Source organism: Oryzomicrobium sp. (assembly GCF_036820405.1).
GTDB lineage: Bacteria > Pseudomonadota > Gammaproteobacteria > Burkholderiales > Rhodocyclaceae > Oryzomicrobium.
The window spans coordinates 129,047-152,252 of record NZ_DAISLS010000001.1; the positions used below are offsets into that span (position 1 = coordinate 129,047).

24 protein-coding genes and 2 tRNA genes are annotated in these 23,206 nt (G+C 66.2%); 6 read left to right on the forward strand and 20 right to left on the reverse strand.

Annotation, left to right across the window (positions count from 1 at the left end):
• Positions 1–70: 70 nt before the first annotated feature.
• The 13 genes from V7Z98_RS00585 to lepA all read right to left on the reverse strand — a co-directional run bounded on the left by V7Z98_RS00585 (position 71) and on the right by lepA (position 10,880).
• Positions 71–144, reverse strand: a tRNA-Cys gene (locus V7Z98_RS00585).
• Positions 145–208: 64 nt separating this feature from the next.
• Positions 209–284, reverse strand: a tRNA-Gly gene (locus V7Z98_RS00590).
• 104 nt (positions 285–388) lie between these two features.
• A complete protein-coding gene (gene pgsA / locus V7Z98_RS00595; protein WP_293265387.1) occupies positions 389–976 on the reverse strand; it encodes a CDP-diacylglycerol--glycerol-3-phosphate 3-phosphatidyltransferase in 588 nt (195 codons plus the stop codon).
• A gap of 18 nt (positions 977–994) precedes the next feature.
• Positions 995–3,001: an excinuclease ABC subunit UvrC gene (gene uvrC / locus V7Z98_RS00600; RefSeq protein WP_334156584.1), complete on the reverse strand. Its 2,007-nt coding sequence runs from the start codon at positions 2,999–3,001 to the stop codon at positions 995–997.
• Positions 3,002–3,042: 41 nt separating this feature from the next.
• The gene (nagZ, locus tag V7Z98_RS00605) at positions 3,043–4,134 is read right to left on the reverse strand and encodes a beta-N-acetylhexosaminidase (RefSeq protein WP_334156585.1); all 1,092 of its coding nucleotides are present in this window, start codon (positions 4,132–4,134) and stop codon (positions 3,043–3,045) included.
• 34 nt (positions 4,135–4,168) lie between these two features.
• Positions 4,169–4,555: a holo-ACP synthase gene (gene acpS, locus V7Z98_RS00610; protein ID WP_334156586.1), complete on the reverse strand. Its 387-nt coding sequence runs from the start codon at positions 4,553–4,555 to the stop codon at positions 4,169–4,171.
• 21 nt (positions 4,556–4,576) lie between these two features.
• A complete protein-coding gene (locus V7Z98_RS00615; RefSeq protein WP_334156728.1) occupies positions 4,577–5,335 on the reverse strand; it encodes a pyridoxine 5'-phosphate synthase in 759 nt (252 codons plus the stop codon).
• A 28-nt stretch (positions 5,336–5,363) separates the two neighbouring features.
• Positions 5,364–6,080, reverse strand: a complete 717-nt coding sequence (recO, locus tag V7Z98_RS00620) for a DNA repair protein RecO (RefSeq protein ID WP_293265393.1) — start codon at positions 6,078–6,080, stop codon at positions 5,364–5,366.
• A gap of 52 nt (positions 6,081–6,132) precedes the next feature.
• Positions 6,133–7,137 carry a GTPase Era gene (gene era / locus V7Z98_RS00625; RefSeq protein WP_334156587.1) on the reverse strand — a complete coding sequence of 335 codons (1,005 nt, stop codon included), beginning with the start codon at positions 7,135–7,137 and terminating at the stop codon, positions 6,133–6,135.
• Positions 7,138–7,142: 5 nt separating this feature from the next.
• Positions 7,143–7,823, reverse strand: coding sequence for a ribonuclease III (gene rnc / locus V7Z98_RS00630; protein ID WP_334156588.1), 681 nt, complete (start codon positions 7,821–7,823; stop codon positions 7,143–7,145).
• Positions 7,824–8,231 carry a DUF4845 domain-containing protein gene (locus V7Z98_RS00635; protein ID WP_293265377.1) on the reverse strand — a complete coding sequence of 136 codons (408 nt, stop codon included), beginning with the start codon at positions 8,229–8,231 and terminating at the stop codon, positions 7,824–7,826.
• Positions 8,232–8,234: 3 nt separating this feature from the next.
• Positions 8,235–9,023, reverse strand: coding sequence for a signal peptidase I (gene lepB / locus V7Z98_RS00640; RefSeq protein WP_334156589.1), 789 nt, complete (start codon positions 9,021–9,023; stop codon positions 8,235–8,237).
• 63 nt (positions 9,024–9,086) lie between these two features.
• Complete coding sequence (lepA, locus tag V7Z98_RS00645; protein ID WP_293265374.1) at positions 9,087–10,880, reverse strand: translation elongation factor 4; 1,794 nt, start codon at positions 10,878–10,880, stop codon at positions 9,087–9,089.
• Between the two features lie 618 nt (positions 10,881–11,498).
• On the opposite strand from lepA, the gene V7Z98_RS00650 reads away from it, so the two are divergent.
• The 5 genes from V7Z98_RS00650 to V7Z98_RS00670 are packed head-to-tail and all read left to right on the forward strand — an operon-like array spanning position 11,499 to position 16,296.
• The gene (locus tag V7Z98_RS00650) at positions 11,499–12,161 is read left to right on the forward strand and encodes an ABC transporter ATP-binding protein (RefSeq protein WP_334156590.1); all 663 of its coding nucleotides are present in this window, start codon (positions 11,499–11,501) and stop codon (positions 12,159–12,161) included.
• Positions 12,158–13,249 carry an HlyD family secretion protein gene (locus V7Z98_RS00655; RefSeq protein ID WP_334156591.1) on the forward strand — a complete coding sequence of 364 codons (1,092 nt, stop codon included), beginning with the start codon at positions 12,158–12,160 and terminating at the stop codon, positions 13,247–13,249. Before V7Z98_RS00650 ends, V7Z98_RS00655 begins: the two co-directional genes overlap by 4 nt.
• Positions 13,246–14,793 carry an efflux transporter outer membrane subunit gene (locus tag V7Z98_RS00660; RefSeq protein ID WP_334156592.1) on the forward strand — a complete coding sequence of 516 codons (1,548 nt, stop codon included), beginning with the start codon at positions 13,246–13,248 and terminating at the stop codon, positions 14,791–14,793. The genes V7Z98_RS00655 and V7Z98_RS00660 overlap by 4 nt, the downstream gene beginning before the upstream one ends.
• Positions 14,790–15,932, forward strand: coding sequence for an ABC transporter permease (locus V7Z98_RS00665; protein ID WP_334156593.1), 1,143 nt, complete (start codon positions 14,790–14,792; stop codon positions 15,930–15,932). The genes V7Z98_RS00660 and V7Z98_RS00665 overlap by 4 nt, the downstream gene beginning before the upstream one ends.
• A 22-nt stretch (positions 15,933–15,954) precedes the next feature.
• Positions 15,955–16,296 carry an SPW repeat protein gene (locus V7Z98_RS00670; RefSeq protein ID WP_293265367.1) on the forward strand — a complete coding sequence of 114 codons (342 nt, stop codon included), beginning with the start codon at positions 15,955–15,957 and terminating at the stop codon, positions 16,294–16,296.
• Positions 16,297–16,372: 76 nt separating this feature from the next.
• On the opposite strand, the gene V7Z98_RS00675 is transcribed toward V7Z98_RS00670, so the two are convergent.
• The 6 genes from V7Z98_RS00675 to rpoE form a co-directional block, all read right to left on the reverse strand.
• Positions 16,373–16,636: a glutaredoxin family protein gene (locus tag V7Z98_RS00675; RefSeq protein ID WP_293265365.1), complete on the reverse strand. Its 264-nt coding sequence runs from the start codon at positions 16,634–16,636 to the stop codon at positions 16,373–16,375.
• A complete protein-coding gene (locus V7Z98_RS00680; protein WP_293265363.1) occupies positions 16,633–18,072 on the reverse strand; it encodes a DegQ family serine endoprotease in 1,440 nt (479 codons plus the stop codon). The genes V7Z98_RS00675 and V7Z98_RS00680 overlap by 4 nt, the downstream gene beginning before the upstream one ends.
• 110 nt (positions 18,073–18,182) lie before the next feature.
• Positions 18,183–18,623 carry a SoxR reducing system RseC family protein gene (locus V7Z98_RS00685; protein WP_334156594.1) on the reverse strand — a complete coding sequence of 147 codons (441 nt, stop codon included), beginning with the start codon at positions 18,621–18,623 and terminating at the stop codon, positions 18,183–18,185.
• A gap of 24 nt (positions 18,624–18,647) precedes the next feature.
• A complete protein-coding gene (locus tag V7Z98_RS00690; protein WP_334156595.1) occupies positions 18,648–19,613 on the reverse strand; it encodes a MucB/RseB C-terminal domain-containing protein in 966 nt (321 codons plus the stop codon).
• Positions 19,610–20,179: a sigma-E factor negative regulatory protein gene (locus V7Z98_RS00695; RefSeq protein WP_334156596.1), complete on the reverse strand. Its 570-nt coding sequence runs from the start codon at positions 20,177–20,179 to the stop codon at positions 19,610–19,612. Before V7Z98_RS00695 ends, V7Z98_RS00690 begins: the two co-directional genes overlap by 4 nt.
• A gap of 6 nt (positions 20,180–20,185) precedes the next feature.
• Entirely contained in the window at positions 20,186–20,785 is a 600-nt protein-coding gene (rpoE, locus tag V7Z98_RS00700; RefSeq protein WP_293265355.1) for an RNA polymerase sigma factor RpoE, read from the reverse strand.
• A gap of 306 nt (positions 20,786–21,091) precedes the next feature.
• Between rpoE and nadB the strand changes: the two genes are divergently transcribed.
• Positions 21,092–22,687, forward strand: a complete 1,596-nt coding sequence (gene nadB / locus V7Z98_RS00705; RefSeq protein WP_334156597.1) for an L-aspartate oxidase — start codon at positions 21,092–21,094, stop codon at positions 22,685–22,687.
• Positions 22,688–22,709: 22 nt separating this feature from the next.
• Here nadB and V7Z98_RS00710 read toward each other — a convergent pair whose 3' ends face one another.
• On the reverse strand, positions 22,710–23,198 hold the full coding sequence (locus V7Z98_RS00710; RefSeq protein WP_334156598.1) for a protein YgfX: 489 nt from the start codon (positions 23,196–23,198) through the stop codon (positions 22,710–22,712).
• Between the last annotated feature and the right edge of the window lie 8 nt (positions 23,199–23,206).

A 23,206-nucleotide genomic window follows, 5' to 3' on the forward strand; every position in this document is an offset into this window, starting at 1 on the left:
GACCTATACCTTGGCAAGGTATCGCTCTACCAACTGAGCTACTCCCGCAAAACCTTTTACTTCAAGCTACTGGAGGCGCGAGCCGGAGTCGAACCGACCTACACGGATTTGCAATCCGGTGCATAACCGCTTTGCTATCGCGCCAAAACCAAACATTCCGCGTGGTTCGAACCACATGGGCAAAGACGCCAATCTTTACCCAGAAATCTGGAGCGGGAGAAGAGTCTCGAACTCTCGACCTATACCTTGGCAAGGTATCGCTCTACCAACTGAGCTACTCCCGCGTTCAACGTGGAGCGCATTATAAGGACTGGCGCGGCGATGTCAACATCCGGCCCTGTTTAAGGCCAAAATATCCTTTTGGCATGAAAACTGAAACAAGGACCGGTCAGCGGCCGTGCTGGCGCGCTTCCTGGCGCAGGATTTCCGGCCAGGCCATGCGCATGTAGTAGCCCATGGACCACAGGGTCAGCACGGCGGCCACCCACAGCAGCCAGGTGCCCCACTCGTGCACATTGATGCCGTGATAAGGGGCGTGGAACAGCAGCAGCGGGATAGCGGTCATCTGGGCGGCGGTCTTGACCTTGCCGATCATCGACACCGCCACGCTCTTGGCGGCGCCGATCTTGGCCATCCACTCGCGCAGGGCGGAAATGGTGATCTCCCGGCCGATGATGATGGCGGCGATCACCGCGTTGGTGCGGTCGAGCTGCACCAGCACGATCAGGGCGGCGGCCACCATCAGCTTGTCGGCCACCGGGTCGAGGAAGGCGCCGAAGGCCGAGGTCTGGTTGAGCGCCCGGGCCAAGTAGCCGTCGAGCCAGTCGGTGAGCGCGGCGGCGATGAAAATGAGGGTGGCGGCCAGATTGCGCTCCTGCCCGCTGAGCCAACTGTCCGGCACGTAGTAGGCGGCGATCAGCAGCGGAATGGCGACGATACGCAGCCAGGTGAGGAAGATGGGCAGGTTGAACGGCATGTAGGGAAGGCTGCGTTGTCAGTGAAAGGCCGCGTAAATCTTTTCCGCCAGGTCCGGGCCGATGCCGGGTACGGCGGCCAACTGGTCCATCCCGGCCTCGGCGATGCCCTGCAAGCCGCCGAAGCGGGTGATCAGGGCCTTGCGCTTCTTCGGCCCGATGCCCGGCACGTCTTCGAGCCGGGAGGTGATGCGGGCCTTGGCGCGCTTGGCCCGATGCCCGGAAATGGCGAAACGGTGCGCTTCGTCGCGGACTTCCTGGATCAGGTGCAAGGCTGGGTGTTCCGGAGGCAATTGTAGCGGCTCGCGCCCATCGGGGAAAACGAGGGATTCCAGCCCGGGCTTGCGCCCTTCGCCCTTGGCCACTCCCAGGTGCGGCACCTCGGTCAGGCCCAGCTCCACCAGGGCGTCGTGGGCCATGGCCAACTGGCCCTTGCCGCCGTCGATCAGAATCAGGTCGGGGCAGACGCCCTCCCCGGTGGCCACCGCATCGTAACGGCGCGACACGGCCTGGCGGATCGCCGCGTAATCATCCCCCGGCGTGATGTCGGTGATGTTAAAGCGGCGGTATTCGCTGCGGCGCATGCCGCCCTTGCCCTCTTCCGACATCCACACCACGCAGGAGGCCACGGTGGCCTCTCCCTGGGTGTGGCTGATGTCGAAGCACTCGATGCGCTGGATCGCTTCCAGCCCAAGCACCTCGGTCAGGGCCTCGACGCGCCGGCCTTGCAGCGAGATGGTGTTGCGCCGCGCCGCCAGGGCCAGCCGGGCATTCTGCTCGGCCAGCTCGACCCATACCTTGTGGGCCTCGTAGCGGGCCAGACCCACCGGCACCGGCCGGCCGGCGATTTCGGCAATCTCGGCGAGCAGAGCTTCGCCCTCCTCCCCTTCCGCCGGAGCCACGTTCACCAGGATGCGGCCCGGGATCGGGTGCAGCGCGTAGTGCTGAGTGAGGAAGGCGGCCAGGGCCTCGGCCGGGGTGAAATCGGCGGCGTTGCTCGGGAACAGGGGCTTGTCCCCCAAATGGCGACCGCCGCGCACCATGGCCAGGTTGACGCAGAGCATGCCGCCCTCGTCGGCCACTGCGGCGACCACGTCCAGGTCCTCTTCCCGCTGGCTCTCCATGAACTGCTTGTCCTGGACCTTGTGCAGGCTCTGGATCTGGTCCCGGTAGGCGGCGGCCTGCTCGAAGGCCAGGTTCTCGGCGGCCTGCTCCATGGCCCGGGTCAGGCGCTCGATCACCTCCTGCTGGCGGCCCTGGAGGAACAGCGCCGCCAGGCGCACGTCCTCCCTGTACTCGTCCGGATCGATCAGGCCGACGCAGGGGCCGCTGCAGCGCTTGATCTGGTAGAGCAGGCAGGGCCGGGAGCGGTTGGAAAATACCGAGTTCTCGCAGGTGCGCAGGCGGAACATCTTCTGCAACAGGTGCAGGCTGTCGCGCACCGCGCCGGCGGAGGGGAACGGGCCGAAGTAGTCGGCCTTGCGGTCCAGACTGCCCCGGTGAAAGCCCAGGCGCGGCGAATCGTCCCGGGTGAGGACGATGTAGGGGTAGGACTTGTCGTCGCGGAAGAGGATGTTGTAACGGGGGCTGAGGCGCTTGATCAGGTTGTTTTCGAGCAGCAACGCCTCGGCCTCGGTGCGCGTCACCGTGGTGTCCACCCGGGCGATCTTGGCCACCATCAGGGCGATGCGCGGGCTCGGGTGGTTCTTCTGGAAGTAGGACGAGACCCGCTTGCGCAGGTTCTTGGCCTTGCCGACGTAGAGCACCGTGTCGGCGGCGTCGATCATGCGGTAGACCCCGGGCAGCTCGGGCACCGTGGCCAGGAACGTTTTTGCGTCGAAGGGGACGGCGGGTTCGGACTGGTCTGCCGGTTCGACGGACGTACTCCCCTCCCCTTTGCCACTCTCCGGATCGCCGCTCTGGGTGGGGACCTCCGCGGCGGTGGCCTGAAGATCCCCGTCTGGCGCGGCGTTCGGCAATGCCTTCTCGGAGATCAAGGACTGGCGCGGTGTTTCAGAGGGTGGCATGGATCGGTGGCGGCAAGGATGGCGGCAGGGAACGGAACGCCTCAGGCCCGGACGGCCGCCGGCTGGGGGGCGTGGGCCGTCAGGGCGTCGATGCGGGCCCGGGCAGCCTTGTAGACCGGATCGTCCACCAGCCCGACCCAGGTGGGCGCAGCGCAGTGGGGCCAGAGGATGGACAGCCGGGCGGTGCTTTCCGGACGCAGCGCCGGGCGCCAGCGGGCGAGCAGGTCGTCCACCGTCTCGGGCTTGTTGCACACCAGCAGCATGTCACAGCCGGTCCCGTAGGCCGCCTCGGCCCGGGCCACCACGTCGCCGGCGACGCTGGCCCCTTCCATGGACAGATCGTCGCTGAAGACGATGCCGTCGAAGCCCTGGCCGCCTTGGCCGAACTCGCGGCGCAGCAGGCCATGCCAGACCGGCGAAAAGCCCGCCGGGCGGTCGTCCACTTGGGGATAGACCACATGGGCCGGCATCACTGCCGCCAGATCCAGGGCCCGGTAGGGCGCCAGGTCGGCGGCCATGAGCTCGCCCAGGGAACGCTCGTCCCGGGGCATGGCCACATGGGAATCGGCTTCGGCCCAGCCGTGGCCGGGGAAGTGCTTGCCGCAACCGCCGGCCATGCCCGCCGCCTTGAGGCCGGCGATCAGGGCGCCGGCCAGTTCGGCCACCACCGCCGGGTCCCGGTGGAAGGCGCGCTCGCCGACCACGCCGCTGCGTCCCCAGTCCAGGTCGAGCACCGGGGCGAAGGAAAAATCGACGCCGCAGGCCCGCAGTTCGCTCGCCAGCACGTAGCCCACGGCCTCGGCGTCCAGGCGGGCCTGCTGCGGATCGCGGCCCCAGGCTTCGCCCAGGCGGGCCATGGCCGGCAGCCGGGTGAAACCATCGCGGAAGCGCTGCACCCGGCCGCCCTCGTGGTCCACGGCGATGGGCAGGGGCCGCACGGCGCGGATGGCGGCGGTGAGTTCGCATAACTGCCCGACGTCGCGGAAGTTACGGGTGAACAGGATCACCCCCCCCACCAGGGGGTGGGCCAGGCGGCGGCGGTCGTCGTCGCAGAGGGCAGTGCCCACCACGTCGATCATCACGGGGCCGAGGGAAGCGGAGGTCGGGAGGCTGGGCTGGAACGGGCTGGACATGGGGCAGTCGATAAAGAGTGGCGTGGGCGCGCCGTCAGCGCGAGGCGACGCATTCGATGACGACGAAGGCCACGGCGTACTCCTTCTCATCGGACAGGGTCAGGTGGGCGGCCAGGCGGCTGGCCGCCATGTGCTCGCCCAAGGCCCGGGAATAGACCAGGATGGGCTTGCCCAGGGCATCGTGGCCCACGGCGATGTCGGAGAGACCGGCGGGGTGGCGCACCCCGGTGCCCAGGGCCTTGGCGAAGGCTTCCTTGGCGGCGAAGCGCTTGGCGAGAAAACGCCCCGCGTCGCCGGCCTGGCGGAATTCGGCGATCTCGTCCGGGGCCAGCAGGCGCTCCAGGGCCTTCTCGCCATGGCGCGCATACATGCGCTCCAGCCGGGCGATGGCGACGATGTCGGTACCGATGCCGTAGATCATGGCGCCCTCCTTTGGGGTCCGTTAGACGCTGCCGATGGCGGCGCCCTCGCGGATCAGGGTCTTCATTTCACGCACCGCCTCGCGCAGGCCGACGAACACGGCGCGGCTGACGATGGCGTGGCCGATGTGCAGCTCGCGCACGCCGGGCAGGCGGGCGATAGGCTGGACGTTGTAGTAGTTGAGGGCGTGGCCGGCGTTGAAGCGCATGCCGAAGGCGCGGATGGCCTCGCCGGCCAGGGCGATCTTGGCGATCTCGGCCTGCACCGCCGGGGCCTCGGCATCGCGGCCGGCGTTGTGGAAGGCGTGGGCGTAGGGGCCGGTGTGCAGTTCGCAGACCCGGGCGCCGATGCGCTCGGCGGCTTCCACCTGGCGCAGCTCGGCATCGATGAAGACGCTGGTGACGATGCCGGCGTCGGCCAGGCGGGCCACCACATCCTTCAACCGATCCTCCTGGGCGGCCACGTCCAGGCCGCCCTCGGTGGTCACCTCGTGGCGGCCTTCGGGCACCAGCATGGCCATTTCAGGCTTGATGCGCCGGGCGATCTCGACCATTTCGTCGGTGGCCGCCATTTCCAGGTTGAGCTTGATCTGGGTGCTTTCCTTCAAGCGACGCACGTCGTCGTCGTTGATGTGGCGGCGGTCTTCGCGCAGGTGCACGGTGATGCCGTCGGCGCCACCCAGGTGGGCCTCCACGGCGGCCCACAGCGGGTCCGGCTCGTAGGTGCGCCGGGCCTGGCGCAGGGTGGCCACGTGGTCGATATTGACCCCCAGTTCGATCATGCCGCTCACGCCAACCTCTCTGCCCATCTCAAAGCTCCTGAAGTTCCTTGAAAATACGGCGGGTTTCCAGGGTTTCCCCGCCCAGGTAGTGGGCCATCAGGGCCCGCATCAATTGTTTGGCCTCGGCCAGCAGCCGAGGTTCGGCGAAATCGTCCCGGGCCAGGGCCAGCAGCGCCCGGCCGCTGATGCACAGGGGCGACTGCCCTTGCCGGGCCAGCCGTACCGGGCCGCGCTCGATCTCGTAGGCGTACCAGCCCTCTTCCGCCACCGGCTTGCCGTCGGCGTCCTCGGTGAGCCACAGGCCGTAGCCCAGCTCCTGCAACAGGGCTTTCTCGAAGCGGCGCAGATCGGCCTCCTGCACTCCCTCGGCAAAACGCCGCAGGGTCTGGGCGTAGGCCAGAAAGAGGCGCTCGTGGGCATCCTCCCGGGGCAGCAGGTTGAGCAGCAGTTCGTTGAGATAGTACCCGCAGAAGAGCGCGTGGCCGCCGAGCAGGGGCTGGCCGCCGACCCATTCGGCCTTCATCAGGGTGAGCACCTCACCCTTGCCCGACCAGGCCAGCTCCACCGGCTGGAAGGCCATGAGCAGGCCGCGGATCGGCGAACGGGGCCGGCGTGCCCCACGGGCTACCAGGGCCACCCGGCCGAAATCCCGGGAAAAGGCCTCGACGATCAGGCTGGTTTCCCGGAACGGGTAGGTGTGCAGGATGTAGGCGGGCTGGCCGTCGACTTTGCCGCGGTGCACGATTTGGAGCAGGGAGCGGTGGAGGTGTCAGTGCAGGGATGCAGGGGCTGCCGGATTATTCGTAGCCCAGGCTGCGCAGCAGGCGGTCGTCGTCGGTCCAGCCGGACTTCACCTTGACCCACACTTCCAGGTACACCTTGCCGTCGAACAGGCGCTCCATGTCCTGGCGGGCCTCGGTGGCGATGCGCTTCAGGGTCTCGCCGCCCTTGCCGATGACGATGGGCTTGTGGCTGTCCCGGTCCACCACGATGGCGGCAAAGATGCGCCGTAGCGGGCCCTTGGTGCCCTGCCCCGGCTCCACCTCGAACTTTTCGATCTCCACCGTGGCGCCGTAGGGCAGCTCGTCGCCAAGCAGGCGGAAGAGCTTTTCGCGGATGTATTCGGCAGCCAGAAAGCGTTCGCTCTTGTCGGTCAGCTCGTCCTCGGGGAAGAGCAGGCCTTCGTTGGGCAGGTGCTTGCGGATCTCGCCCAGGAGTTCGGCGGTCTGCTTGCCCCGGGCGGCGGAAACCGGCACCACGGCGGCCCAGGGATGGGCCTGGCCGACCTCGGCCAGGAAGGGCAGCAGCGCGCCCTTGTCGGCGATACGGTCGATCTTGTTGACCGCCAGCACCACGGGTTTGCCCTCGGGCAGGAGGCGCACCACCTGCTGGTCGGCGCCGCCGTAGCGGCCGGCCTCGACCACCATCACCACCACGTCCACGTCGTTGAGGGCCTGGGTGACGCCCCGGTTCATGGCCCGGTTAAGGGCGTTGGAGTATTTGGTCTGGAAGCCCGGGGTGTCCACGAAGACGAACTGGGCCTCGTGGCCGGCGTTTTCGTCGGTGAGGATGCCGGTGATGCGGTGGCGCGTGGTCTGGGCCTTGCGCGAGACGATACTGATCTTTTCGCCCACCAGGCGGTTCAGCAGGGTGGATTTGCCCACGTTGGGGCGGCCGACGATGGCGACGTAGCCGGAGCGGTAGTCGGCCGCGTTGGCCGGGCCGGCGGCCTCGGCGCCAGCGTCGAAGTCGAATTCGGGGAGGTCGTGGCCATCATCGTGGCCGGTAGTGTCGTTGGTCATGTCGTTCACTTTTCAAGGGCGCGCAGAGCCGCCTCGGCAGCCTGCTGTTCGGCGGCGCGGCGGCTCGGGCCGCGGCCCTGGGTGGTCAGGCTAAGGGATTGGATTTCACAGGCGACGATGAATTCCTGGAGGTGGGCGTCGCCTTCGCTGCCGCACATCACATAGCTCGGCAGCGGCTTGCGCCGGGCCTGGAGCCATTCCTGGAGGCGGGTCTTGGGGTCCTTCATCGGCTTGGCCGGATCGATGCCGGCAATCCGGGCCGCGAACAGGGCGGAAACGACCCGGGCCACGGCGTCGAAGCCGGCGTCCAGGTAGATGGCCCCGAACAGGGCCTCCAGGGCGTCGGCCAGTATCGAGGGGCGCTTGTGGCCGCCGCTCTTGAGCTCCCCCTCCCCCAGGCGGAGGTGGTTGCCCAGGTCGAGTTGCAGGGCGATCTGGTGCAAGGTGTCCTGGCGGACCAGGTTGGCCCGCAGGCGGGACAGATCCCCTTCGGGCAAGTTGGGGAAGCGCTGGTAGAGCTGCAAGGCGACGATGCTGTTGAGCAGGCCGTCGCCGATGAATTCGAGGCGTTCGTTGTGGGGCGTGCCGTAGCTGCGGTGCGTCAGGGCCGTCTGGAGCAGCTCGGATTGGGCAAAGGTGTGGCCGAGACTACGCTGCAAGGGCGCCAGGCCTAGGGAGCCGGCCACTTAGTCCCCTTTGTCCTGGGCCGAGGTGGAACCCTTGAAGTCGATCACCAGGCTGACCGGGCCGCCCAGGCGGATGCGCTTTTCGTACTCGAAGCCGACCACGATCTGGTTGCGGTCCTTGCTGATGTCCAGGTCGACGCCGCGGACGGACTCGATGCCATCGACGACCGCGCGGCGGTCGAAGGCCTGGCGCACGTCGTTCACCGTGGCGCCGGCACCGCTGCTGGTAGCCACGGCCTTGGCGTTCTTGACGATGGCGTAGTACTCGATCACCGCGGGCACGATCTTCATGCCGAAGACCACCAGCACGACGATGACGAAGCAGGCCATCAACAGGCCGCCGAGGCTTACACCGCGCTGATGCTTCATCATGCCCTCCTTGAGGCGTTTCGGGTCGTGGGTCGTCATGGTTTAGTGAAAGCTGCCGATCCGGCGCATCTCGCCGAAGTTCCACCAGATGAAGAAGGCCTTGCCGACGATGTTCTCGTCCGGCACGAAGCCCCAGAAGCGGCTGTCGCGGCTGTTGTCCCGGTTGTCGCCCATGACGAAATAATGGCCCGGGGGCACCGTGCAGACCACACCGGAATTATTGTAGAGACAATCGTCGCGGCCGGGGAACTGGATGGCGTCGCTGATGAAGGCCGGCGCATCGGCGTCGTTGAGAATCTCGTGCTGCACGCCGCCCAGGTTTTCCTCGAAGTGCTGGGAATAGTAGAGGCGGTCGCCGTGCAGGTAGTCGGGCAGCGCCTTGGTGGGGACGGGCTTGCCGTTGATGGTGAGGCGCTTGTCCTGGTAGGCCACCTTGTCGCCGGGCACGCCCACCACCCGCTTGATGTAGTCCAGGCTCGGGTCTTCCGGGTAGCGGAAGACGATCACGTCGCCGACCTTGGGGTCGTTGAGCGGAATGACCTTCTTGTTGATGACCGGCAGGCGGATGCCGTAGGTGAACTTGTTCACCAGGATGAAGTCGCCGATCTGCAAGGTGGGGATCATGGAGCCGGAGGGAATCTTGAACGGCTCGGCGATGAAGGAGCGCAGCACGAACACCACCAGGATGACCGGGAAGAAGCCGGCACCGTACTCGACCCACAACGGGTCCGGCGCGCCCGGCTGGCGGCGCTTGCGGAAGACCAGCACATCGGTGAGCCAGATCAGGCCGGTGGCCACCAGCAGGACGAAGAGAATCAGGGCGAAATTCACGCAACCGGCTCCAGAAACGGGATGAGAGGTGTCCGAGGTTGAGATGGAAACAGGCGCGGCGGCTTACTTGCCGTCGACCCGCAGCACGGCCAGGAAGGCTTCCTGAGGCACTTCCACGGTGCCGATCTGCTTCATGCGGCGTTTGCCGGCCTTCTGCTTTTCCAGCAGCTTCTTCTTCCGGCTGATGTCGCCGCCGTAGCACTTGGCCAGCACGTCCTTGCGCATGGCCTTGACCGTTTCCCGGGCGATGATGTTGGACCCGATGGCCGCCTGGATGGCCACGTCGAACATCTGGCGCGGAATCAGCTCGCGCATCTTGGCGGCCAGTTCGCGGCCCCGGTACTGGGCGTTGTCCCGATGCACGATCAGGGACAGGGCGTCCACCTTGTCGCCGTTGATGAGAATGTCCATCTTCACCAGGTTGGCGGCCCGGTATTCCTTGAAGTCGTAGTCCAGGGAGGCGTAGCCCCGGGAGACGGACTTGAGCTTGTCGAAGAAGTCCATCACCACTTCGTTCATCGGCATGTCGTAGATCAGCTGCACCTGGCGGCCGTGGTAGCGCATGTCCACCTGGGAGCCGCGCTTGGCGTTGCACAGGGTCATCACCGCGCCCAGGTAATCCTCGGGAACGAAGATGGTGGTCGTGATGATCGGTTCGCGGATCTCGTCGAACTTGCCCACGTCCGGCAGCTTGGAGGGGTTCTCGATGAAGATCTCGCTGCCGTCCTTGAGCACCACCTGGTACACCACCGTCGGTGCGGTGGTGATCAGGTCCATGTCGAATTCCCGCTCCAGCCGCTCCTGGATGATCTCCATGTGCAGCAGGCCGAGGAAGCCGCAGCGGAAGCCGAAGCCCAGGGCTTGGGAGACTTCCGGCTCGAATTGCAGGGAGGCGTCGTTCAGGCGCAGCTTTTCCAGGGAATCGCGCAGGGCGTCGTACTGGTTGGCCTCCACCGGGTACAGGCCGGCGAACACCTGGGGCTTGATTTCCTTGAAGCCGGGCAGCGGCTCGGTGGCCGGGCGGGTGGCAACGGTAACGGTGTCGCCCACCTTGGCGGACTTCAGTTCCTTGATGCCGGAGATGATGAACCCCACCTCTCCCGCCTTGAGGGAACTCCGGGCCTGGGACTTGGGGGTGAACACGCCGACCTGCTCGCACAGGTGCTTGGCGCCGGTGGACATGAGCAGGATGCTGTCCTTGGGCTTGAGTTCCCCATCCACCACCCGCACCAGCATCACCACGCCGACGTAGTTGTCGAACCAGGAATCGACAATCAGGGCCTTGAACGGGGCGTCGATGTCGCCCTTGGGCGGGGGAATGCGCTCGATCACCCGCTCCAGGATGTCCTCGACGCCCAGGCCGGTCTTGGCCGAGGCCAGCACCGCATCGGTGGCGTCGATGCCGATCACATCCTCGATTTCCTGCTTGGCGTTGTCCGGCTCGGCGGAGGGCAGGTCGATCTTGTTCAGCACCGGCACCACTTCCACACCCTGTTCGATGGCGGTGTAGCAGTTGGCCACGGTCTGGGCTTCCACGCCCTGGGAGGCGTCCACCACCAGCAGCGCGCCTTCGCAGGCCGCCAGGGAACGGGACACTTCGTAGGAGAAGTCCACGTGCCCCGGAGTATCGATCAGGTTGAGGTTGTACACCTGGCCGTCCCGGGCCTTGTAGTGCAGCGCCGCGGTCTGGGCCTTGATGGTGATGCCCCGCTCCCGCTCCAGGTCCATGGAATCGAGCACCTGGGCTTCCATTTCCCGGTCGGACAGGCCGCCGCACAGATGGATGATGCGGTCCGCCAGGGTGGATTTGCCGTGGTCGATGTGGGCGATGATGGAGAAGTTGCGGATGTGTTTCATGGGCTCTTGACGAGTCGCATGGTGTCAAACTGCGCGAAGAATGGCTTGCAACACCATGAAATGAATGGCTTTCGCTCCGAGTCCAACTCGCCATTTGGCGATACGGGACGTGTCCGGAGCGGAACGGGGAAATTCGCTGCCGCCGGGATTTTCCGCTTTCGACATCGGCCGCGCGCACCAAAACGCAGGCGGGGCTCCGGGGACAGGGGGCGGATTATACCTTGAGGCCGACGTTCCCGGCGTCGGCGCGGCAAAGCTGCCCTGGGGGCGAAGTCCTTGCCCCGCCCCCAGTGCTGCCTCCGGCAACCGCCTTGCCCAAGCGAGCCAACGATTGCCGGGTAAAAGCCGGAAGTCCGCAACAAATCATCATAAAAATTAACGATGTAAATCTTTTAAAAGACAGGGCCGGGACAACGCCGGGAAAAAACCGTTGTGCCATGCTGAACGGCAGATAGAGGGCGTTCCACGAAAAAATCCAGGGTTGATCGTCGTCAACCGTCGCTTCGTTCGATTGAACCTGGCGGATGCAGCACACCACCAACCGTCAAGCGCCTTTCCGATACCTCTTTTTGCCCGTCCCGACTCATGGCCAACGTAGCGATTTCCGCAGCCGGCTTGGTGAAATGGTTTGGCGAAGGCGATGCCCAGACCGTTGCGGTCAAGGACGCCAGCTTCGAAGCGTATTTCGGCGAGATGCTGTACATCGTCGGCCCCTCGGGCAGCGGCAAGACCACCCTGTTGAGCATGATCTCGGGAATCCTGCGCCCCAACCGGGGGACCGTGACCATCGACGGCCAGGATCTGTGGCACCAATCCGACAACGCCATCGCCGAGTTTCGCCTGAACCGGATCGGCTTCGTCTTTCAGGACTACCACCTCTTCCCCCGCCTGACCACGGCCGAAAACGTGGCGATTCCCCTGATCCTGCAGAAGACAGACTGGAACCAGGCCATCGCCGAGGCGCGCCGCTATCTGGAGATCGTCGGGCTACTGGACCGTGCCGACCTGGCGCCGGTCAAGCTGAGTGGCGGCGAGCAGCAGCGGGTGGCCATCGCCCGGGCCATCGTCAGCCAGCCCGAGATTCTCATCTTCGATGAACCCACCGCGTCCCTGGACGGCACCACCGGGCGGCGCATCGTCTCCTTCGTCAAGGAGCAGGTACTCAACGACAAACGCTGCATCGTCATCGTCACCCACGATTCGCGCATCTACGAATACGCGGACCGGATCATGAACATGGAAGACGGCCGGATCACCGGCCTGATGAGGGGAACGGAATGAAACGGAAGCTCATCTTCATCCTTTCCGCCGTCGGCTTCATCGGCGCTCTGGTCAGCGCCTATCTGCTCAGCCTACCTCACAAGGCCGAGCCGCCGGTGTTCGCCCCTGCGGCCAATCCTTTCGAGAAGGGCATCTACGCCAACGGGATCGTCGAGAGCGACCAGCCGAGCGGCGCCAACGCCAACCTCTACTTCGAGGTTTCCGGCACGGTCCGCCAGGTCCTTGCCAAGGAAGGAGACACGGTGCGCAAAGGCGCGCCCCTGGTGGCCCTGGACGACACGGTGCAGCGCCGTACCGTCGAGCAGCAGAAGGAACAGGCTGCCGCCGCGCAAGCCCAACTCCAGGAATTGAAGGCCCAGCCCCGACCGGAAAACCTGGCCATCGCCAAGGCCCAGGTAGAGGTGGCCCAGGCCAGCCTGAAGCAGGCCCAGGACCAGTACGACAAGCAACGGCGTTCCAGCGAGATCAGGCCCGGATCGGTCAGCAAGGACGCCCTGGACAACGCCGCCAACGCCCAGAAGGTGGCCACTGCCAACCTGGAGCTGGCGCGGCGCCAGTACGACCTGACCCGGGCCGGTGCCTGGTCCTACGACATCGCCAGCCAGGACAGGCAATACCGGGCCCTGAGCGCCGCTGCCGACGCCTCCGCGGCCCTCCTCGACAAATACACCCTGCGCGCCCCGGGCGACGGCGTAGTGATGGCCATCCAAGTCACCGAGGGCAGCTTTGTCTCGGCCCAGGGGAGCTACGACACCTACACCGGCGCCAGCAACAACCCGGCGGTGGTGATGGGCAGCGCGCCCCGGACCCTGGCGGTGCGCTGCTACATCGACGAAATCCTGGTCCATCGCCTGCCTCCGGTGGACCGGCTGGTGGCCGAAATGACCGTGCGCGGCACCAGCGAGCACCTCCCCCTGGAGTTCGTCCGGGTGCAACCCTACGTCTCGCCCAAGATCCAGCTCTCCGACCAGCGCCAGGAGCGGGTGGACGTGCGGGTGCTGCCGGTCGTCTTCCGCTTCACGCCCAAGCCGGGCCTCAAGCTCTACCCGGGCCAACTGGTGGACGTCTACATCGGCCAAAAGCCATGAGCCGCCCTCCCCCCGCCCACCCAATCCCCGCCGTCGCCCTATTGCTGCTGGCCCTGGCCGGCTGCGCCGCCGGGCCCGACTTCGTGCGGCCAGCGCCTCCGGCCCAGGGCGGCTATACGCCCGGCGGCGATCCAACGCAGACCGTGGCCGGCGACGGCCGGGCCCAGCGTTTCAATGCAGGCAGCGCCGTCTCCCGGGAGTGGTGGAAAGAATTCGCCAGCCCGGAAATCGACGCCCTGGTGCAGGCCGGCTTGGCCAATAGCCCCAGCGTGGCCCAGGCCCAGGCGGTGCTGCGCCAGAGCCAGCAGAACCTGCGCGCCAGCCGGGGCGTGTTCTATCCCGAAGTGGACCTGGGCGCCGGGTTCGCCCGGCAGCAGCTCTCGCCTTTGCGCCAGGGCCTCAACACGGCGCCGTCCATTTTCAACCTCTACACCCTGAGTGCGGCGGTGGGCTACGTCGTCGACCTGTTCGGCGGCGAGCGGCGCCAGGTCGAAGGGCTGGCCGCCCAGGCCGAGGCGGAGCGCGCCGCGCTCCAGGCCACCTATCTGAGCCTGGCCGGCAACATCGTCAATACCGCCGTGGCCGAAGCCGCCTACCGAGCCGACATCGCCGCCATGGAACGGCTGATAGACCTGCAACGGCAACAGCTGGAACTGGTGGAAACCCAGGCCGCCGCCGGCCTGGTCGGCGATGCCGCGGTGGTGACGGCCAGGTCCCAACTTGTCGCCAGCGAAGCTGCGCTGCCGCCTCTCCAGCAGCGCCGCGCCGCCGCCGCAGATCTGCTTTCCATCCTGATCGGCAGGGCACCCGCCGACGACATTCCGGCACAGCCGGAACTGGCAGACATCCATCTGCCCGGGGAACTCCCGGTCAGCCTGCCCGCCCGGCTCGCACGCCAGCGCCCCGATATCCTGGTGGCGGAGGCCAGCCTGCACGTGGCCAGCGCCCAGGTGGGAGTCGCCACCGCCGCCCTCTTCCCGACCCTCACCTTGACAGGGGACTACGGGGTCAACAACCAGCGGCTGGGCGAACTTCACGACCCCAACAGCCGTTTCTGGAGCGTGGGGCCCACGCTTACCCTGCCCCTCTTCCAGGGCGGTAGCGGCGTCGCCCGCAAGGCGGCGGCGGTGGCCGGCTACGACGCGGCCCTGGCCGCCTACCGGCAAACGGTGCTGACGGCCCTCGCCCAGGTGGCGGACACCCTCCAGGCCCTGGAGCACGACGCCCAGGTCGCCGCTGCCCGGCGTCAGGCGCTGGACCTGGCCCAGGCCCAGGCGGAACTGGTCACGGCCAACCGGGATGCGGGGCTGGCCAGCGACATCGACTGGCTGGCCGCGCGCCAGCAGGTGGAACAGGCCCGGATGGGCCTCAACGACGCCACGGCCCAACGCCACCAGGACACCGTAGCCTTGTACGTGGCCCTGGGTGGGGGCTGGCGCAGCGCCCCCTGCGAAACGCCTGCCGACCCGTCCGGCAGCGGCACGCCTCCCTGCCCCGCTCCCGATCCGGCTGGCAGCGCCAGCGCCGAGGAGAAGACGCCATGAACAACACCGGCCTGTTCCGCATCGCCTACAAGTTGCTGGTCAACGACGCCGCCAAGTTCTCGGCCCTGCTCATCGGCATCACTTTCGCCGTGTTCCTGATGGTGCAGATGACCTCCATGTTCGCCGGCATCCTGGACCGCTCCTCGGCCACCGTGACCAACGTGGGGGCCAGCATGTGGGTGATGGACCCGGCGGTGAACACGGTGGCCAATACCATCCCGGTGCCGGACTACCTGCTCGACGCGGTGCGCAGCATCGATGGGGTGAAGTTCGCGGTGCCGCTCTACTCGGGCGGCGGGCTGGCCAAACTGCGCGACGGCACCTACCAGTCGGTCAATATCCTGGGGCTGGACGACACCAGCCTGTTCGGCCGGCCGCCCCTGGAAAAGGGGAAGATCGAGGACATCTTCGGCGAGAACGGTTTCGTGGTGGTGCGCGACGCCGAATTCCGCAAGCTCCACAACCCGACCATTGGCACCGAGTTCGAACTCAACGACCACCGGGCCGTGGTGGTGGGTATCGCCCGGGTGGTATCCAGCGGCCTGTTCGGCGTGCCCACCCTGTACACCACCTACAGCCGGGCCATCCAGTACCTGCCCAACGGACGCTTCACCATGTCCTACATTCTGGTGGAGCCGAAACAGTCGTCGGACACGCTCCGCATCCAGGCCGAGGTGAAGCGCCTGGGCTACCTGGCCCTGACCAAGGAGGAGTTCGATCAGCGCATCGCCGATTTCTACAAGTACCAGACCGGGGTCGGCACCAACATCATGATCATGACCATCGTCAGCTTCATCGTCGGGCTGTCGATCTCGGGCCAGACCTTCTACACCTTCATCCTGGAAAACCTGGAAAAATTCGGCGCCCTGAAGGCCATCGGCGCCAAGGGCCACGAGCTCGTCGCCATGATCCTGTTCCAGGCCCTGTTCACCGCCCTGACCGGCTATGGCCTGGGAGTGGGGCTATGTGCAGCGTTGATCGCCCTGGTGCGGCTGCGCATCCCCGACTACGCCGCCATCGTCACCTACACCAACCTGGGTCTGGCGTTCATCATGGTGCTGCTGATCGCCGGCATCTCCAGCTATTTCGGCGTGCGCCGGGTGTTGCGCATCGAGCCGTTCGAAATCTTCCGGGGCTGACCCCTTCATCGAGGATGCGGCCATGACCATCCGCTGGCAGGACTGGACTTCCGTTCTGGTGGGCATCTGGCTGGTGCTTTCGCCCTGGCTGCTCGGCTTCTGGCTCGACCGCTCGGCCACCGAGAACGCCTGCGGCGCCGGCATGGTGCTGATCTTCTTCAACATCATCTCCGCCTGTCGGCTGCTCGACGAAGGCCAGGAATTCCTCAACATCCTGATCGGGGTATGGCTGTTGCTCTCGCCCTACGCCCTGGGCTTCGCGGCGCTGCAAGACGCGGTGATCAACGTCAGCGTGGCCGGAACCCTGGTGGTGGCGCTGGCCGTCTGGCAGCTCCACGACGCCGCCAAAGGCGGCCAGGCTTGAAACGGGTCTATCCAAGCAAGAAGGCCGGCAAATGCCGGCCTTCTTGCTTTTCTGGAAGCGGAAAGCGTCCTGCGGCCTACTTCAAGCCATCCAGGTAGGCCCGCACCCGCGGTGCATCGAGAAAGTAGTGGCACAGCTCGGTTTCACCATGGAGCAGCACCGGCACCAGTTCGCCCCAGCTTTCTTCCAGCGTGGGGTGCTGGTCCACGTCCACCACCTCCATGTCGATGCCGAACTCGTCCAGAATCGGCGACAGGGCTTCCTCCATGTCGTGGCAGAGGTGGCAATAGGTGCGCCCCAGCAGGCGGAGGCGCACCTTGTCCGGAGATTGGCCGCTCATTCCTTGCCTGCTCCGTTGGCCTTGAGGGTGACGAAGGTCTGGATGTCGCCGCGGCGCACCAGGAGAGTGACGTTGGCGTTCTTCTCCACCTGGGCCAGCAGCCGGTTGAACTGCTCCACCGAGCGCAGTTCCGTGGTCGTGCCCCGGTCGATGATGGCCAGCAGCAGGTCGCCTGGCCGCAATTCGGAACGGGCCGCCGGACCGCGCACGTCGTCCACCACCAGGCCACTCGGGACGCGCAGCTCCCGTTTCTGGTCGGCGGTGAGGTCGGAAACCAGCAGGCCGAGCTTGTTGAAGGCCCGCTCGGGCTTGGCGCCCTTGCGGCTTTCCTTGCGTGTACTCTGGCCTTCGTCGGGCATTTCGCCGATGGCCACCACCAGATCCCGGGTGGTCCCCTTGCGCCACACCTGGATGGGCACGCGGGTGCCGGGCTTGGTGCTGGCCACCACTCGCGGCAGGTCGATGGAATTGCTGACCGGCTTGCCGTCGAAGCGCAGGATCACGTCCCCGGGCAGGATGCCGGCCTTGTCCGCCGGCCCGTTGGGCTCGACCGCGTTCACCAGGGCACCGGAAGTGCGCGGCAGCCCGAAGGAATCGGCCAATTCCTTGGTCACCTCCTGGATGACAACGCCGATCCGTCCCCGGTTGACCTTGCCGAACTGGCGCAACTGGCCCTGGACATCCATGGCCACGTCGATGGGGATGGCGAACGAGATGCCCATGAAGCCGCCGGAGCGGCTGTAGATCTGGGAATTGACCCCCACCACCTCGCCCCGCATGTTGAACAGGGGGCCGCCGGAGTTGCCGGGGTTGATGGCCACGTCGGTCTGGATAAAGGGCACGTAGTTCTCCTGGGGCAGGGAGCGTCCCTTGGCAGAAACGATGCCGGCGGTCACCGTGTTGTCGAAGCCGAAGGGCGAACCGATGGCCACCACCCACTCGCCGACCTTGAGCTGGCTCGGGTCGCCAAGCCTGACCGTGGGCAGGCCGGTAGCATCGATTTTGAGCAGGGCCACGTCGGTGCGCTTGTCAGCACCGATCACCTTGGCCTTGTACTCCCGCTTGTCGGTGAGCTTGACCGAAATCTCGTCGGCAGAATCCACCACATGGGCATTAGTCAGGATGTAGCCGTCGGCGCTGATGATGAAACCCGAGCCAAGGGAGCGGTTCTCAAATTCACGGGGGGTATTCGGACGAGCTTCCGGCGGCATGAAACGCCGGAAGAAATCGAACATGGGATCGTCTTCGTCGAAAGGCAACTGGGGGGTGGCCCGGTTGCTACGCACCACCTGGGTGGTGCTGACGTTGACTACCGCCGGCCCCTGCCGCTCCACCAGTTCGGTGAAGTCGGGAAGCCCCTTGACTGCCTGGGCGGAAGCCAGGGGCGCCAGGCTGAGAAACAGCAAGACAGCGAAACAGCGCATGAGCGAACGCATGGAGACCTCTTCTCGTTGCAATGCCAGAACAAACGAAACCGGCCGCCAAAGCGGCCGGGAAAACCCAAGAACGGCAAAGGCCGCCGCCAAATCCCCGGAACCGTGCGACGCTAGGCGGCAGCCTGCGCCGGGCGGTGGCGCACGACGACCAGATCGCCCGCCCGGGCTTCGGCCTGCCGGCGCATGCGCCGGGCCAGGAGCCAAGCCACGCCCAATCCCGCCGCGCCGCCCAGAATGGCGCCGACATCCCCCCCCCGGGCGCCGGCCAGGGCACCCAGCAGCAGGCCGGCCAGGGGAAGCGCGTAGGTTACCAACGCGGCCTGTCCCAGGATGCCGTCGGCCACACCCACGTCCACCTGGTCGCCGACCTGCACCGGGCCGGGCAGGTCGTTGCGCACCCGTAGGCGGCGGGGCTTGGCGCAAAGCATCGAGCCCAGGGAAACACCGCCGCAGCCGCCGGGTTCGTGGCAGCGCCCGCATCCCGTCGATGCGGATTCCACTTCCAGGTAGCCATTTTCCACGGCGGTTACGACAGCGGCAATTTCAATCACGTATCCCGATGCTCCGGCAGATTTTCATTTTTTCAGTTCCAGGCTTTCGGCGATCTTGCGCACCGTGGCGGGCGGCACCTCGCCCATGGCGGTCACCACGTTGCCAGACACCAGGCGCACGTGCATGGCGACTCCCCCTTGGGTGGAGGTGCCGGGACGGGCTGTGCGGGCCTGGTCGACCGGCGTGACGAATACCGACACCGCGGCCACGCCGTCGGAGAACAGCATGTGCAGCACCGAGCCCGCCCCGTCGCCCAAGCGCCGCCGCCAGACTGCGGTCTTGCGGAAACCGGGAACGCCGCCATGCAGAATCCAGCCGGCGTCGCCATTGACCGCCTCGCCCGGCAGCATGTTGTCCACTTTCCAGTCGGGCTGCGGCCGGTCCTCCCGCCAGCGGGCCTTCAAGGCCGTGAAATCCTGGGGGGAGCCGATGGCGATCTGGGTAAAGCTGAACTGCTCCACCGGCAGCCCCTTGTCGTCCATCACCCACGCCTTGAGTAGCAGGCCGGAGTTGGCGTCGACCCAGAAGCGGTGGCCGAAGCGCCAGCCGTCCTTGGGTTCGAGGATCAGCAACCGGGCATCCAGTCCGGCCACCCGCTCCCCGCCGCCCGCCTTGACCGTGTAGTAGTTGAGCAATTGCTCCGGCACCACCGCCACCCGGCCGGGGAAGCCCCGCCCGCCGGCGCGCTTTTCGACCACTTCGCGCTTCTCGCCGGGCAGGAAGGCCCGCACCTCGTCGCCGACCCGCAGCATTTCCCGGGGCGGGCCGTCCAATACCTGGATCCACTCCATCTCCCGGCCATCCTCGGTACCGTGCACGATGCGCGAGGTTTCCGAAACGGGGCCGCACTGGTAGATGAAGGTTCCGTTGTAGTCCAGGCTGCCATTGGCCTGGGTCATGCGTTTGAGCCAAACGAGAGGATCTGCGCTGGCCGCGTTCTGCAAAAAGAAAGCCAGCACCACCAGGAGCAGCCGGGCTGCCCAGGTCATTTCGCCTCGTCCTCCGCTGGCGTGACGGCCATGGCCAGGCTCTTGATGCGCGGATTGACGCTGGTCAGGGTGGCGACCCGGGCGGCCCCTTCGTGGGCCAGCAGGTATTCCCGGGCGATGGCCGGCGGCAACGGCGCCCCGTCCAGGGCCGAGCCCGGCAAGGCGGCGAAACTGACCTGCCCGGCTGGCGACAGGGACAGGGAAGCCAGGCCGGCCACCATGATTCCGGCAAGCGCCGCCGCGACAGCCAGGGCGGATTTCGACGCCATTCCCCGGCTTTCACGGCTTTTTTGTTGAGGCACTCCGGGTAGGATGCGCCGGGCCGCGATCGCTGTCGCTACCGGCGGCTCATCCTGAAGGCGTCGCGAGAAGCGGGCCATGAAGGCCGCGCAATTGCCGGCGACCGGGCAATCGCCGCGCAGGACGTCGCCGATCAGGTGATAAAGCAGCCAGCGGGAACGCTCTTCCGCAGAGCCGTGGACCCGGGCCAACGCCGTATCGGCCGCTTCACCCTCGAATTCCGAATCGGTCAGGAGGGAGACGTCGATGGGGAGTTGTTGTTGCATGGCGAACTACCATCGTCTGTCCGGTGCCGTGTCGAGCAAGGGCCGCAACTTGGCGGCCACGGCTTCCCGCGCCCTGAAAATGCGGGAACGCACGGTGCCGATTGGACATTCCATGATCTTGGCAATGTCCTCGTAAGACAGCCCTTCGATCTCGCGCAACACAATCGCGGTGCGGAGCTCCTCAGGCAGGGCCTCCATTGCGGAGTTGACGGTTTCGCCGATCTGTTTGGACAGCAAGAGAGCATCGGGGGTGTTGATGTCCCGTAGCTGGTCGCCGTCTTCGAAGGTTTCCGCCTCTTCCGAATCGAACTCGGTCGAGGTGGGGGCGCGGCGCCCCTGGGCCACCAGGTAGTTCTTGGCAGTATTTATGCCAATGCGATAAAGCCACGTATAAAACGCGCTATCCCCCCGAAACGCCGGCAAAGCCCGATAGGCTTTAATGAAAGCCTCTTGCGTCACGTCTTCCACCTCGGCAGGGTCGCGGATGAAGCGAGACAACAAGCGCGCCAGTTTCCGCTGGTACTTGGCGACCAGCAGTTCGAACGCGTGTTTGTCGCCGGCTTGAGCCCGCTCAACCAACACTTGGTCAACTTCGCGATTGCTCATGCTTTTCGATTGGGAGATGAGGGGTTTTCTTATAAGGGTTTGCCGCAGTATATAACAACGCCGCACCCCGAAAACACTTCATGCCCAACAGAAAAAAACTGTTTCACCTCGCAATTCGCATGAGCCGCAGATGTGACATTCCCATTTGAGAATTAGTTCAGCTTTTCCCCTGTTTTTCCGCGCCGAATGCACCAACACTGTGCGCCTGTGCCGGGACCATGTTCGTTGCGCCCCGCTCCCCCCGGCGCTATAGTGCGGGACTCTCGTTCAGGACTGCCGCAAGAGCAGTTTCGGGGAAACAATACTGTGGCCTTGAATTTCGACGTACTCATCATCGGCAGCGGTCTTGCCGGTCAATCCGCCGCACTGCGGCTCGCCCAGCACAAAAAAGTCGGTCTGATCAGCAAGCGGAGCCTGGAAGACAGCGCCTCCGGCTGGGCCCAAGGCGGCATCGCCGCGGTCCTGGACAACCAGGATTCCATCGAAGCCCACATCCACGACACTTTTGACGCCGGCGCCTATCTCAACGACCCGGCCGCCACCCGCTTCGTGGTTGAGAACGGCCGCCGCGCCATCGAGTGGCTGATCGAACAGGGCGTCCCCTTCACCAAGGGCGACAAGGGCTACCACCTGACCCGGGAAGGCGGCCACAGCCACCGCCGCGTCATCCACGTCAACGACGCCACCGGCGCCGCCGTGCAGGACACCCTGACGCGCAAGGTGCGGCACCACCCGAACATCACGGTGCTGGAGCACCACATCGCCATCGACCTGATCACCGGCGCCAAGCTGGGGCTGGACGACAACCGCTGTTACGGCGCCTACGTGCTGGATTCGCGCACCGGGCACGTGACCACTGCGGCAGCCCCATTCACCCTGATCGGTGCCGGCGGCGCGGGCAAGGTGTATCTCTACACCACCAACCCGGACACTTCCACCGGCGACGGCATCGCCATGGCCCACCGGGCCGGCTGCCGGGTAGCCAACATGGAATTCATCCAGTTTCACCCGACCTGCCTGTACCACCCCCAGGCCAAGTCCTTCCTCATTTCCGAAGCGGTCCGCGGCGAAGGCGGTCTGTTGCGTCTGCCCGACGGCACCCGCTTCATGCCCGCCCACGATCCCCGGGCCGAACTAGCCCCCCGGGACATCGTCGCCCGAGCCATCGACTTCGAGATGAAGAAGCGCGGCCTGGATTGTGTCTACCTGGACATCAGCCACAAGCCGGTGGAGTTCCTGCAGACCCACTTCCCAAATATCTACGCCCGCTGCCTGGAGTTGGGCATCGACATTTCCCGGGAGCCCATCCCGGTGGTGCCGGCGGCCCACTACACCTGCGGCGGCATCGTCACCGACCTGAAGGCGCGCACCGACGTACCCGGGCTCTACGCCTCCGGCGAATCGGCCTGCACCGGGCTGCACGGCGCCAACCGTCTGGCCTCCAACTCGCTCCTCGAGTGCATCGTCTTTTCCGAGGCTGCCTGCGCCGACATCCTTGCCCAGACGCCTCCCCCCATCCCGAACCTGCCGGCCTGGGATGAAAGCGCGGTCACCGATGCCGACGAAGAGATCGTCATTTCCCACAACTGGGACGAGTTGCGCCGTTTCATGTGGGACTACGTGGGCATCGTCCGCACCACCAAGCGCCTCACCCGCGCCCAGCACCGCATCCGCCTGCTGGCCCGGGAAATCGACGAGTTCTACGCCAACTTCCGCATCAGCCACGACCTGATCGAGCTGCGCAACCTGGTGGTGACCGCCGATCTGATCGTGCGCTGCGCCCTGAAGCGTAGGGAAAGCCGTGGGCTGCACTTCAGCCGCGACTACCCGGATACCCTGCCACGCCCCCGCAATACCGTTCTGCCCGGCGCTCGCCCCCGGGTGTTCCGCTCGAAGCGCTAAAGCCCGCCCAAGGGGCTCGCTCCTACCGGGGGAGGCCGTCGGCCTCCCCCGGCTTCCCTCCCCGCTTTCCGCACTCCCGCCAGCGCAGCCATACGCTTAGCGCCCGAAAGTCGTCGGGCGGCAAGCTGTCCCGGCCGATCAGCAGGGTTCGGCCCAGGCGTTCCGCCCCTATTCCTTCCCGGCCTTCCAGACGGCAGCGCAGGATCACCGCGAATTCCCAGACGGCCGTATCCCCCAGCAGGCGGGCCGGACGCCAGGTGTCGTCCCGGCCCAGCCGCACGTGCAACTGCCCTTCCCTCCCCAGGCGCAAGGCGTGGGGCGCACGCCGCAGGCTCCAGGCGCTCCAGGCCAGGGACAGGATGAACGCGGCCAATGCGCCCGACCAAATGAAAATCGCCGCGCCGGCGTAAGCCGATGCGGCGATGGCAAGCAGGGCGGCGAGGTGAAGCCCGCCCAGCAGTCCCAGCCCGAAGCGGGAGGGACAGGGGTGCAGTTGCCAAGGCAGCCGCACCCGAAAAC

Coding starts and splice junctions, on each gene's coding strand:
- pgsA (WP_293265387.1), bottom strand. CDS start 976: ATGCCGTTCAACCTGCCCATCTTCCTCACCTGGCTGCGTATCGTCGCC.
- uvrC (WP_334156584.1), bottom strand. CDS start 3,001: ATGCCACCCTCTGAAACACCGCGCCAGTCCTTGATCTCCGAGAAGGCA.
- nagZ (WP_334156585.1), bottom strand. CDS start 4,134: ATGTCCAGCCCGTTCCAGCCCAGCCTCCCGACCTCCGCTTCCCTCGGC.
- acpS (WP_334156586.1), bottom strand. CDS start 4,555: ATGATCTACGGCATCGGTACCGACATCGTCGCCATCGCCCGGCTGGAG.
- V7Z98_RS00615 (WP_334156728.1), bottom strand. CDS start 5,335: ATGATCGAACTGGGGGTCAATATCGACCACGTGGCCACCCTGCGCCAG.
- era (WP_334156587.1), bottom strand. CDS start 7,137: ATGACCAACGACACTACCGGCCACGATGATGGCCACGACCTCCCCGAA.
- V7Z98_RS00635 (WP_293265377.1), bottom strand. CDS start 8,231: ATGACGACCCACGACCCGAAACGCCTCAAGGAGGGCATGATGAAGCAT.
- lepA (WP_293265374.1), bottom strand. CDS start 10,880: ATGAAACACATCCGCAACTTCTCCATCATCGCCCACATCGACCACGGC.
- V7Z98_RS00655 (WP_334156591.1), top strand. CDS start 12,158: ATGAAACGGAAGCTCATCTTCATCCTTTCCGCCGTCGGCTTCATCGGC.
- V7Z98_RS00660 (WP_334156592.1), top strand. CDS start 13,246: ATGAGCCGCCCTCCCCCCGCCCACCCAATCCCCGCCGTCGCCCTATTG.
- V7Z98_RS00665 (WP_334156593.1), top strand. CDS start 14,790: ATGAACAACACCGGCCTGTTCCGCATCGCCTACAAGTTGCTGGTCAAC.
- V7Z98_RS00670 (WP_293265367.1), top strand. CDS start 15,955: ATGACCATCCGCTGGCAGGACTGGACTTCCGTTCTGGTGGGCATCTGG.
- V7Z98_RS00675 (WP_293265365.1), bottom strand. CDS start 16,636: ATGAGCGGCCAATCTCCGGACAAGGTGCGCCTCCGCCTGCTGGGGCGC.
- V7Z98_RS00680 (WP_293265363.1), bottom strand. CDS start 18,072: ATGCGTTCGCTCATGCGCTGTTTCGCTGTCTTGCTGTTTCTCAGCCTG.
- V7Z98_RS00690 (WP_334156595.1), bottom strand. CDS start 19,613: ATGACCTGGGCAGCCCGGCTGCTCCTGGTGGTGCTGGCTTTCTTTTTG.
- V7Z98_RS00695 (WP_334156596.1), bottom strand. CDS start 20,179: ATGCAACAACAACTCCCCATCGACGTCTCCCTCCTGACCGATTCGGAA.
- rpoE (WP_293265355.1), bottom strand. CDS start 20,785: ATGAGCAATCGCGAAGTTGACCAAGTGTTGGTTGAGCGGGCTCAAGCC.